Raw genomic sequence first — 12,296 nt, 5'->3', positions numbered from 1 at the left:
ACTAAAATATCGCTTTGTGTTTTATATTTGTAACTGTTACTTCATATTTGTCTTAGTGAAATAAGCAAAAAAATAAAATCATATATTATGTGCGGAATATTGGCCATTATTGGAAAAGGAAAAGATGAAAAACTAGTAAGAGAGCTTTCTAAAAGAATGGGACACCGTGGTCCTGATGAAAGTGATTTGCATGTTATGGGGAAAGGCTCTATTTTAAGTCATGAACGTTTGTCAATCGTTGATTTGCATTCAGGAAAACAACCGATACAGGGCACAAAAACGGCTTATATGATTCATAATGGCGAAATATACAATCATCAAGATTTGAGAGATGGTGTTTTGAAAGAACACACTTTTAGAACTAAATCAGATTCAGAGGTTATTGTTCATTTGTATGAAGAATTTGGATATGATTTTTGTAATATGCTTGATGGGGACTGGGCTTTTGTTATAGTTGACGGCGATGATTTTATTGCAGGTAGAGACCCAATGGGAGTAAAACCATTATATTACGGTTTAGACGAAAGGGGAAGAATTTACTTTTCATCTGAAATGAAACCTATTGCGGATCAATGTAAAACATTCTCAACATTTCCTCCGGGACACTATTACACTCAAAAAACAGGTTTTGTAAAATACTACCAACCAGAATATGAAGATTATTTAAAAGCTGACCAAGATTTAGATTTAGCTTTAATTAGAGAGACTTTGACTGAAGCGACTCGCAAGCGTTTGATGAGTGATGTGTCAATTGGGGTATTGCTTTCAGGAGGATTAGATTCTTCTTTGACATCGGCAATTGCTTCTAGATTATTGGCGGAAAGCGGTAAAAAATTACATTCTTTTTCTATTGGATTAGATGTTGATGCGCCAGATGCTGTGGCAGCGAGAAAAGTGGCGGAGTATTTAGGTACAGAACACCACGAAATTCACTTTACAATTGAAGAAGGTATAGAAATATTGGATAAACTGATTTGGCATCTTGAAACCTATGATGTGACTTCGATTAGAGCAAGCACACCAATGTATTTCTTGTCGAAAGCGATTACAGATATGGGGATAAAAGTAGTGCTTTCAGGAGAAGGAGCTGATGAGATTTTTGGAGGGTATTTATATTTTAGAAATGCACCATCAGCAGAAGATTTCCAAAAAGAAACGATTGAAAGAGTTCAAAAATTATTTACTGCCGATTTATTAAGAGCAGATAAATCAACTATGGCTCACGGATTAGAGGCAAGAGTTCCGTTTTTAGACAAAGCTTTTCTTGATGTGGCGGTTCGTATTAAAGCGGAAGAAAAGATGCCTAAAACGTACGATGGAAAAGAAAAATACATTCTAAGAAAAGCATTTGATACGCCTGACAATCCTTATCTTCCTACTGCTGTTTTATGGAGACAAAAAGAACAGTTTTCTGATGGGGTAGGGTACAACTGGATTGATGAATTGATTGAATATTGTTCTTCGCAAGTAACTGACGGACAATTAGCTGGTGCGGCAACTGAATTTGTTTACAATACGCCAACTACAAAAGAAGCGTATTTTTACAGATCAATATTTAATAAATATTATCCTCAGGTAAGTGCGGCTCAAACCGTTAGAAAATGGATTCCAAAATGGCAGGAAAACCAAGATCCAAGCGGAAGAGCTAATGCTGCTCACGTTCAGGCGGATACTGAAATTGCAAGAACTGGAATTAAGGTATAAAAATATTAGATTTCACTTAAATAAGAACGCTCTCCATTTTGAGGGCGTTTTTTTATGTTAAAAAATCAACATAATGTTAATAACTTAACTGCTTAAAAAGTGATTTTAACGGTAATATAATTTGCGTTTTTATATATTTGCGTGTTAGACAAAAATTACATTTTTTTAGAATAAAATATATGAGCGAAGAAATCAAGAAGGACAATTATTCAGCAGATAGTATTCAAGCATTAGAGGGAATGGAGCACGTAAGAATGCGTCCATCAATGTATATTGGAGATGTGGGTGTTCGAGGACTCCATCATTTAGTTTATGAAGTGGTAGATAACTCTATCGATGAAGCAATGGGAGGCCATTGTGATACGATTATAGTTGATATAAATGAAGACGGGTCAGTTTCTGTTGAGGATAATGGACGTGGTATTCCAGTAGGAATTCATAAAAAAGAAGGAGTTTCGGCGCTTGAGGTTGTAATGACTAAAATTGGTGCCGGAGGAAAATTTGATAAAGATTCTTATAAAGTTTCTGGAGGACTTCACGGTGTTGGGGTTTCGGTGGTAAATGCATTGTCAAACCATTTGAGAGCTACCGTTCATAGTAGTGATGGAAAAGTATATGAGCAAGAATATGAAAAGGGAAAAGCGCTATATCCAGTTAAACAAATTGGGGAAACTACAAAAAGAGGAACAATCGTTACTTTTTATCCGGATCCAAGTATTTTTACGCAAACAATTGAATATTCTTATGATACTTTGTCCGCTCGTATGCGTGAATTGTCATACTTGAATAAAGGAATTACAATCACATTTACAGATAAAAGAGAACTAGATAAAGACGGGAATTTTGTATCAGAAGTTTTCCATTCTGATGAAGGTTTAAAAGAATACATCCGTTATTTAGATGGGAACCGTGAGCCGATTATTGCACACGTTATTTCTATGGATAACGAAAAAGGAGAAATTCCTGTTGAGGTGGCATTGATTTACAATACAAGTTACACGGAAAATATTTTTTCTTATGTAAATAATATTAATACTCACGAAGGAGGGACACACTTGCAAGGTTTTAGAACTGGTCTTACCAGATCGTTAAAGAAATATGCAGATGCTTCGGGAATGTTAGACAAACTGAAATTTGATATTTCTGGAGATGACTTTCGTGAAGGATTGACAGCTATTATTTCTGTAAAAGTTGCTGAGCCTCAATTTGAAGGGCAAACCAAAACTAAACTTGGAAACAGAGAAGTTGTTTCGCCTGTAAGTCAAGCGGTGAGTGAAATGATTGAAAATTATTTGGAAGAAAATCCAAATGATGCTCGTATAATTGTTCAAAAAGTAATTCTTGCAGCACAAGCGCGTCACGCGGCCAAAAAAGCGCGTGAAATGGTACAACGCAAAACCGTAATGGGTGGAGGTGGATTACCAGGGAAACTTTCTGATTGTTCTGAACAAGATCCTGCAAAGTGTGAAGTATATCTTGTCGAGGGAGATTCGGCAGGTGGAACTGCAAAACAAGGTCGTGATCGTGCGTTTCAAGCTATTTTACCATTACGTGGTAAGATTTTGAATGTAGAAAAAGCAATGCATCACAAAGTTTTTGAAAACGAAGAGATTCGAAATATTTTTACTGCTCTTGGAGTTACAATTGGAACTGCAGAAGATAGTAAAGCATTGAATATTGAAAAATTACGTTACCATAAAGTAATTATTATGTGTGATGCCGATGTCGATGGTAGTCACATTTCTACTTTAATCTTGACGTTCTTCTTTAGATTTATGAAGGAATTAATCGAAGAAGGCCACGTATATATTGCAGCACCACCTTTGTATTTAGTTAAAAAAGGAAACAAAAAAGAATACGCTTGGAATGATGTACAACGTGATCAAGCGAATGAAAGAATGGGCGGAAGCGCAGGAATTCAGCGTTATAAAGGTCTTGGAGAGATGAATGCGGAGCAATTATGGGAAACTACAATGGATCCAGGATTTAGAACTTTACGACAGGTAACTATTGACAGTTTGGCGGAAGCCGATAGAGTATTCTCTATGTTAATGGGTGACGAAGTACCACCAAGAAGAGAATTCATTGAGAAAAATGCAGTTTACGCTAATATAGACGCTTAATTAAAAAGTTTATTCGTTGATTTGGTTATTTGTTTAATCGATTCAACGGCTAAACAAATAACCGAATAAACATAAAAATATGAAAGTTACCATTGTAGGAGCAGGGAATGTAGGTGCAACCTGTGCAGATGTAATTTCTTATAGAGGAATTGCTAGCGAAGTAGTATTATTGGATATCAGAGAAGGTTTTGCGGAAGGTAAAGCTTTGGATATTATGCAATGTGCTACAAATACAGGTTTTAATACCAAAGTATCAGGTGTTACTAACGATTATTCTAAAACAGCAGGAAGCGATGTAGTGGTAATTACGTCCGGAATTCCTAGAAAACCAGGAATGACTCGTGAAGAACTAATAGGTATCAACGCAGGAATCGTGAAAACGGTTGCTGAAAATGTATTGAAACATTCGCCAGATACTATTATAGTGGTAGTTTCTAACCCTATGGATACAATGACTTATTTGGCTTTGAAATCTACAGGATTGCCAAAAAACAGAATTATAGGTATGGGTGGAGCATTGGATAGCTCTCGTTTTAGAACGTATTTGTCTTTGGCTTTAGACAAACCTGCAAATGATATTTCGGCAATGGTGATAGGTGGTCATGGTGATACTACTATGATTCCTTTAACACGTTTGGCATCTTATAATGGAATTCCGGTAACTGAGTTTCTTTCTGAGGAAGTTCTGCAAAAGGTAGCTGCTGATACTATGGTAGGTGGGGCTACACTTACAGGTCTTTTAGGGACTTCGGCTTGGTATGCTCCTGGAGCTTCAGTTGCTTATTTGGTAGATAGTATTTTGAATGATCAAAAGAAAATGATCGCTTGTTCTGTTTTTGTCGAAGGAGAATATGGTCAAAATGATATCTGTATAGGTGTACCTTGTATTATTGGTAAAAATGGAGTAGAAGAAATTCTTGACATTGCACTAAATGAGCAAGAAGAAGCATTGTTTGCTAAAAGTGCTGATGCTGTTAGACAAATGAATGATGCCTTAAAATCGATTTTAGCATAATATTTTAATTATAAAAGAGAGAAGACTGCACTTTAGCAGTCTTTTTTTTGAGATTAATCAATAAATAAATTGGTTAATCTTAACGTTAATTATATATTTGCTCGGTTTAAAAAAATTGATGTAATTCCTGATATTCTTTTTTGGTTTCAAAAATTGATGGCAAGTCTTACTCTATAAGGTTTAAAGCAAAAATAAATAAATAAAAAATAATTAATTTTTAGTAATAATGCAGAATAAAGGACTTATTAAATTTTTCGCAATTCTATTTGCATTGGTAAGTATTTACCAACTTTCTTTCACTTTTGTCGCAAGTAAAGTAAAAAACGATGCAAAATCTTTTGCTAATGGGAATACTGAGAAAGAAGTTAAATATTTAGATTCTATCGGTAAAGAAAAAGTATTTAATCTTGGATTTACTGATTTTACTTTTAATGAAGTAAGTGATAAGCAAATTAATAAAGGTCTTGACTTAGAAGGAGGTATTAATGTAATACTTCAAATCTCTGTTAAAGATATATTGAAAGGATTATCCAACAATTCTAAAAATCCAGTTTTCAATAAATCTTTGGCTGATGCTACTGCAGATTTACAAGGAAATAAATCGTATTTAGACAAGTTCTTTGATGCTTTTGAAGCAAATTCAAAAGGAACTGTAAAATTAGCTTCTCCTGATATTTTTGCAAACAGAAGTTTGCAAGGTGAAGGTGGAGTAGATTTTCAGATGACTGATGCGCAAGTTCAAAAAGTAATCAAAAGAAAAGTTGATGAATCTGTAGAAAGTGCTTTCGGTGTATTAAGAAAGCGTATCGATAAATTTGGTGTAACACAACCGAATATTCAAAAATTAGGAGAATCTGGAAGAATTCTAGTTGAACTTCCTGGTGCTAAAGATGTTGACAGAATAAAAAAATTATTACAAAGTACTGCTCAATTAGAGTTTTGGGAAACGTATAAAATTGATGAAATTGGTAATTTTTTAATGGCTGCAAATGAGTCATTGAAAAAAACTGAAATTAATAAAGTTGAGGTTAAAACTGTTGCGAAAGATTCTTTGAGTGCTTTGTTAACAGATGGAAAAGATTCGGCAGCAACTAAAAAAGGAAATAATCCTTTATTGGATAAAATGATAGGTCAAGGTGGTGGACCAGTTTTAGGTCTTTTCTCACCAAAAGATACTGCTGTTGTAAATGGATATTTAAAAAGAGCAGACATCAGAGTTCTATTGACAGGAGATCAACGTTATGCTAAATTTGTTTGGGGTATTCCTTCAGCTATTAAAGATGCAAAAGGGAAAGATGTTGATGCGGTAGAATTATATGCTTTAAAAGGAAATAGAGATAATATTCCTGCAATGGCAGGTGGTGTAGTTACTGATGCAAAAGATACTTTTGATCAATCAGGAAAACCAGCTGTTTCTATGCAAATGAATAACCAAGGAGCAAAAGTTTGGGAAGAACTGACAGGTAGAGCTTATACACAAAAAAGCAATATCGCTATTGTTTTGGATGATATTGTATATTCTGCGCCAGGAGTTTCTAGTGGTCCAATTGCTGGAGGTAGATCTGAAATTTCAGGAACTTTTGATGTAACTCAAACTAAAGATTTAGCAAATGTTTTAAGAGCAGGTAAATTACCAGCTGCAGCAGATATAGTTCAATCAGAGGTAGTAGGACCATCCTTAGGTCAAGAAGCAATTGATAATGGAACAACTTCTGCACTTGTAGGATTACTTTTAGTATCACTTTGGATGATTGTTTATTATGGGAAAGCAGGTTGGTATGCAAATATTGCATTGGCAGTTAACTTATTATTCTTATTCGGTATTTTAGCAAGTTTAGGTGCTGTATTGACATTACCAGGTATTGCCGGTATCGTTTTAACGATGGGTACTGCAGTTGATGCGAATATCATCATCTATGAAAGAGCAAAAGAAGAATTACGAGCAGGAAAAACATTGGGTGAAGCGGTAATTGCTTCTTACAGTTGGAAAGGTGCTATGCGTTCTATTGTAGATGCAAACGTTACGCATATTTTAATTGGTACAGTATTGTTTATTTTTGGTTCAGGACCAATCAAAGGTTTCGCAACAACGTTACTTATCGGTATTATAACTTCATTATTTACTTCAATCTTTATTGCAAGAATTTTTATAGACAAGAATATCGCTGGTAAAAATGATTTGTCATTTGTAACTAATTTTTCTAAAAACTTCTTTACTAACTTTCATTTTGATTTCTTAGGTGTAAAAAAATGGACTTATGCTTTTTCTTCAATTGTAGTTATTGTTAGTTTTGTTTCTTTATTTACAAATGGTTTAGATCAAGGTGTAGATTTTGTAGGGGGTAGAACTTTTCAGGTGCGTTTTGAAAAACCAGTTAGTGCTGAAATAGTAAAAGCGGAATTAGCCAAAGTATTTGAAGGAAGTGCTGAAGTAAAAATATTTGGTAATGATAACCAATTAAAAATTACTACTAAATATAAAGTAGAAGAACACGGAACTCAAGCTGATCAAGAAGTAAATAAGTTATTGTATAATAATTTAAAACAACATTTCTCTACAGGTTTAACGTATGATAAATTTGTAAATGCATACGAGGGTAAAAAATCAGGTATTATGCTAGCTTCAAAAGTTGGGCCAACTGTAGCAGAAGATATTAAAACGAATGCATATTGGGCTGTTCTTGGAGCAATGTTAATTGTATTTTTATATTTGTTTATTAGTTTTAGAAAATGGCAATATGGTTTAGGAGCGATTGCTGCTGTAGCGCATGATGTTATCTTCGTATTAGGAATTTATTCTTTGTGTTATAAATTTATGCCTTTCGGTATGGAAATCGACCAACATTTTATTGCTGCGATTCTTACTGTTATTGGGTATTCTATGAATGATACCGTTATTGTATTTGACAGAGTTCGTGAATTCTTAGACGGAAAAACTAAAGGTAATTTTGGAGAAATTGTAAACAAATCAATTAATTCAACAATGTCCAGAACAATCAATACGTCATTAACAATGATTGGTGTATTATTAATCATGTTTGTTTTTGGTGGTGAATCAATCAGAGGATTCATCTTTGCAATGCTAGTAGGTATTATTGTAGGAACATATTCATCATTGTTTATCGCTACACCAGTATTGGTAGATACGATTTCAAGAGAAGATAAAAAATTAATCGAAAAGCAACATTCAGAAGTTTAAGATTTATTTTAATCATAGTTAAGGAAAAGATCCAACGAAAGTTGGATCTTTTTTTTGTGATAAATATTAGTATTTATTCAATTATAATAGTTAATTTTAGTATTGGTATTTAATTTAATCTCTTTTAAATGAATTGATTATGGGTAGAAAAATACTTTTCACACTGTTATTGTTTTTTTTATTTCATGCTTCTTTTTCTCAAAAAAATAAGAATGATTTAGTGATGGGGTTTTTGTATGGTTTTGGACATGAATTTAAAAATAAGAACTACACTTTTGATAATCAGTTTTATAAAATACATATTGGTTGTGTAATTAAAAAAACTAAAAGATATACATGGGAATTAGTAGTTGAGCCAGAGATTAATTTTGGAGAACATAAACTTATTAATCCTTTTTTTATTACTTCTGATGATCCTGATTATATAATGAAACGGGAATATTATTCCAAAACGAATAATGTCAATCAATACATTTTAAATTTAGGTATTCTGATAAGAAAGCCAATTTCTAATACACTTAGTATTTTTATTTTAGGAAGCACTGGTCCATTGATATCTAATGCAGAAACCGAACGTTTGGCTAAAGGATTTGCTTTATCAAATACTTTAGCTGTAGGTATTGATTTAGAAATTAACAAATTTATTTTTGAAATTAGGCCTAGTTTTCGCCATGTTTCCAATGCAGGCTTAAACAGTCCAAACTTGGGTTTTAATACTACTAATATTGAATTTGGTATTTTCTATAATTTATGAACTTTTTTTTTACAATTAATTTCAATAAAACTTTATTTTTAATATATTTACCTTAATCCAATCTATTTTAAAAATTTGAACAGTGAAAAAGGGTATAATTTTATTAGTCTTTGTTTGTTTTGCTGATTTGTTTCTTGGTTCCAGTATTTTTGGTCAAACTCCACCTCCAACTCCAAATCCGCAATATCTGTATTATTGTTTGAATGAAACTGCAACTCCTTTATCTGCAGTACCTTCTGGAGGAGGGACTTTAAGATGGTATACAGCAGTTACAGGAGGGGCATTTTCAATCACTGCTCCAACTCCTTCGACAGCTACAGCTGCAACTGGAGGTAGTCCGATTACTTATTATGTAACGCAGTTAGTAAGTGGAGTTGAAAGTACTCCTAGAACTCCAATATATGTATACGTCAATCAACAATTAGATTTATACTGCCAAACAGTAACACCAAATTCTATTAAATTTGACTTTGCAAATACAGGACAATCTAGTTTTACCTATAGTTATACAATAGATGGTGGATTACCTATTACAGGTACACATAATGCTCCTTCTAACTTTACAGTAGCAGGGTTGAATGAAAAGCAAACAGTAGTATTCACTCTTACGGCAATTGGTGCAAAACCTTGTGTGACTTCCCAAACAGAAAGTTGCACTACAATATGTTCTCCAGCCAGTATTGTAACTCCAAATTTTACCGCGATTGCTCCTTTTTGTTCAGGAACTGTAGCTCCTACCTTAGGTCCTATATCTCCTAATAATATAACAGGTACTTGGTCTCCAGCTATTGTCAGTAACACAACAAGTGGTAATTATGTGTTTACACCAGATCCTGTATTATTTCCTTGTGCTACAACACAAACTTTGAATGTAACGGTTACACCATTAGCTACACCAACCTTCACTGGAATTCCAACTACTGTTTGTCAGAATGCAACACCGCCAATTTTGCCTTTAAATTCAAATAATACAACGGCTATTTCTGGTACTTGGAGTCCAGCTTCAGTTAATACAGCAGTTTTGGGTCCGGTTACTTATAGTTTTACCCCTAATGCTGGCCAATGTACTTCATTGACGCTATCTACTGTCACAATAAATATTGTGCCTGTTGTAACACCTAATTTCGCAAATATTCCTCCTTTTTGTTTTGGTTCTACAGCTCCACTTTTAACCAATACATCACCCAATGGGATAATTGGAACTTGGTCTCCGGTAAATATTAATAATGTAGCTAATGGTACTTATGTATTTACACCCAACGCGAATCAATGTGCAACAACTCAAACTTTGAACGTAGTTGTAATACCAAAAACGACACCAAATTTTGTAGCGATTCCTTCATTCTGCTCAGGATCTACCGCGCCGTCCTTAGCTTCCACTTCTCCAAATGGAATAAGTGGGACTTGGTCACCAGCAACAATTAGTAATACTACAAGCGGAAGTTATGTTTTTACGCCAAATACAACGGAATGTGCCACAACTCAAACTTTATCTGTAGTTGTAAATCCTTTAATTCAGCCCAGTTTTACTGATTTGTCAATTTGTTCCGGTAATGCAGTTCCTATTTTGAAAAATATATCGCCAAATGGAATTACAGGAACCTGGGTGCCATCAGTCATTAATAATACTACAAGTGGAGCTTATGTATTTACTCCAAATCCGAATCAATGTGCGACTTCAAAAACGATAAATGTGACCGTTAATCAATCCACTCTTGTTAATGTAGATTGGACAGTTACAGAGGCGTTTTCCAAAAATCAAATTGTTACGATTAATGCTACTGTAGCTGGCGACTATTTGTATCAATTGGATGACGGACCATTTCAAGAAAGTCCTATTTTTGAATATGTTTCTTTAGGTACGCATTCCATTACTGTTCAAGATAAAAATGGTTGTAGTCCTCCAATAACAAGAAATAATGTTTTGGTAATTGATTATCCTAAATTTTTCACTCCTAATAATGATAACTATAACGACACTTGGAATATTTTTAGCTTAGCAGATCAATCCAATTCTAAAATTCTAATATTTGATCGCTATGGTAAACTTTTGAAGGAATTAAGACCAAATGGTTTAGGTTGGGACGGAACTTATATTGGACAACCAATGCCTGCGAATGATTACTGGTTTACTGTCGAATACACAGAACAAGATGTGCTTAAAAAATTTAAATCTCATTTTTCTTTAAAAAGATAAAACAAAAAAGCTTCCAAATATTGGAAGCTTTTTTGTTTTAGTGATATTGTTTAAGGCTTAATGTTCTACTTTAACAGGCTTTTCGGCTGTAAAAACAAAATACAATCCTATTAGGATAAAAGGAATGCTTAGCCATTGTCCTGTTGAAAGTAAACCCAGTTCATTTTCAAAACCGCCTTGACTCTCTTTTACAGATTCTACAACAATACGTACTGTAAATAGCAGCACTAGAAACATTCCAAATAAATAACCGGATTTAAGTCTTGCTTCTGTTTTCCAATACATGAAAAATAATATGGCAAATACAAAAATATAACAAAACGCTTCATATAATTGTGTAGGATGCTTTGCGGGAACTTGTTCTAACAACGCTGAAAATTTTGGGTCTGTAGCTATAGCGTGGTAAGCAGCTTTTGGATTTGGTATTTGAGTTGCATTTACTGCGTCAGCAGGACTAAATTTATCGCGTAGAAAACGTATTCCAAATACTGATGTAGTTTCTTTTCCTACAATTTCCGAATTGAAAAAATTTCCTAGTCTCACAAATATTGCTCCACTCGCAACAGGGACTACTACTCTATCTAAAATCCACAATTGAGGTCTTTTTAATATGTTTTTGCTGTAAAAATACATAGCAATTATGATTGATATTGCAGCTCCGTGACTCGCTAAACCCTGAAAACCGGTGAATTCAAATTTAGGGGAAAATCGAAATGGTAAGAATATTTCCAGTAAATGATTGCGAAAATATTCCCAATCATAAAATAAAACATGACCTAATCGCGCTCCAATCAATGTTGCAAGAACAGTCCATATAAAAAGAGAATCCAATTTTTCTATGGATTCGCCTTCACGTTCAAAAATATTTTTCATGATGTACCAGCCTAATCCAAAAGCAACTACAAACATCAGGCTATAATAGCGTATTACAAAAAAGCCTAAATCAATTCCTTCTGATGGATTCCAAACTATGTTCAAAGCGTGTGTCATTTAATATTGTTTTTTATGAATTGTAAAAATATATATTTAAAGTAAAAATAGTACTTATATAAAGTTAATGTTTATGATTGCATTTTTTTTCAGGAACAGGATCGTAACCACTTTTCCCCCAAGGATGGCAGCTTAAAATTCTTTTGATACCTAAAAAACCTCCATAAAGTAATCCGTGTGTTTGTAGTGCCCCAATCATATAAGAAGAACAGGTAGGTTCAAATCTACAGGCTGAAGGGGTATAGGGAGATATTGCGGTTTGATAAAACCGAACAAGAACTACAAATGGAAAAATTAGGATTCTTGAAAGCATG

Annotated in this window: 8 protein-coding genes; 6 read left to right on the top strand and 2 right to left on the bottom strand. The window is 33.8% G+C overall.

From position 1 onward, the window contains the following. The first annotated feature begins 87 nt into the window (after positions 1-87). The 6 genes from asnB to ACM55H_RS13365 all read left to right on the top strand — a co-directional run bounded on the left by asnB (position 88) and on the right by ACM55H_RS13365 (position 10,992). Positions 88-1,704 (top strand): asparagine synthase B, encoded by a 1,617-nt coding sequence (asnB, locus tag ACM55H_RS13390; protein WP_416836964.1) that lies wholly within the window; start codon positions 88-90, stop codon positions 1,702-1,704. Positions 1,705-1,883: 179 nt separating this feature from the next. Continuing rightward, the gene (gene gyrB / locus ACM55H_RS13385; RefSeq protein WP_416836963.1) at positions 1,884-3,827 is read left to right on the top strand and encodes a DNA topoisomerase (ATP-hydrolyzing) subunit B; all 1,944 of its coding nucleotides are present in this window, start codon (positions 1,884-1,886) and stop codon (positions 3,825-3,827) included. Between the two features lie 79 nt (positions 3,828-3,906). Beyond that, positions 3,907-4,842 (top strand): malate dehydrogenase, encoded by a 936-nt coding sequence (gene mdh, locus ACM55H_RS13380; protein WP_416836962.1) that lies wholly within the window; start codon positions 3,907-3,909, stop codon positions 4,840-4,842. Between the two features lie 226 nt (positions 4,843-5,068). After that, a complete protein-coding gene (gene secDF, locus ACM55H_RS13375) occupies positions 5,069-8,041 on the top strand; it encodes a protein translocase subunit SecDF (RefSeq protein ID WP_416836961.1) in 2,973 nt (990 codons plus the stop codon). A gap of 139 nt (positions 8,042-8,180) precedes the next feature. Then, positions 8,181-8,795 carry an acyloxyacyl hydrolase gene (locus ACM55H_RS13370; protein ID WP_416836960.1) on the top strand — a complete coding sequence of 205 codons (615 nt, stop codon included), beginning with the start codon at positions 8,181-8,183 and terminating at the stop codon, positions 8,793-8,795. 82 nt (positions 8,796-8,877) lie between these two features. Then, entirely contained in the window at positions 8,878-10,992 is a 2,115-nt protein-coding gene (locus ACM55H_RS13365) for a T9SS type B sorting domain-containing protein (RefSeq protein ID WP_416836959.1), read from the top strand. 57 nt (positions 10,993-11,049) lie between these two features. Here ACM55H_RS13365 and lgt read toward each other — a convergent pair whose 3' ends face one another. Together lgt and yidD are read right to left on the bottom strand one after the other, a co-directional pair. Next, entirely contained in the window at positions 11,050-11,982 is a 933-nt protein-coding gene (lgt, locus tag ACM55H_RS13360; RefSeq protein WP_416836958.1) for a prolipoprotein diacylglyceryl transferase, read from the bottom strand. Positions 11,983-12,046: 64 nt separating this feature from the next. Beyond that, the gene (gene yidD / locus ACM55H_RS13355) at positions 12,047-12,295 is read right to left on the bottom strand and encodes a membrane protein insertion efficiency factor YidD (protein WP_416836957.1); all 249 of its coding nucleotides are present in this window, start codon (positions 12,293-12,295) and stop codon (positions 12,047-12,049) included. Position 12,296: the final 1 nt, after the last annotated feature.

Origin of the sequence: Flavobacterium cryoconiti (assembly GCF_048158645.1) — a bacterium.
GTDB classification, from domain to species: Bacteria; Bacteroidota; Bacteroidia; order Flavobacteriales; family Flavobacteriaceae; genus Flavobacterium; species Flavobacterium cryoconiti.
Note: the sequence above shows the minus strand (reverse complement) of the source record. Positions and strands in the feature narration are given on the sequence as shown.

Coding starts and splice junctions, on each gene's coding strand:
- ACM55H_RS13370 (WP_416836960.1), top strand. CDS start 8,181: ATGGGTAGAAAAATACTTTTCACACTGTTATTGTTTTTTTTATTTCAT.
- secDF (WP_416836961.1), top strand. CDS start 5,069: ATGCAGAATAAAGGACTTATTAAATTTTTCGCAATTCTATTTGCATTG.
- yidD (WP_416836957.1), bottom strand. CDS start 12,295: ATGCTTTCAAGAATCCTAATTTTTCCATTTGTAGTTCTTGTTCGGTTT.
- mdh (WP_416836962.1), top strand. CDS start 3,907: ATGAAAGTTACCATTGTAGGAGCAGGGAATGTAGGTGCAACCTGTGCA.
- asnB (WP_416836964.1), top strand. CDS start 88: ATGTGCGGAATATTGGCCATTATTGGAAAAGGAAAAGATGAAAAACTA.
- gyrB (WP_416836963.1), top strand. CDS start 1,884: ATGAGCGAAGAAATCAAGAAGGACAATTATTCAGCAGATAGTATTCAA.
- lgt (WP_416836958.1), bottom strand. CDS start 11,982: ATGACACACGCTTTGAACATAGTTTGGAATCCATCAGAAGGAATTGAT.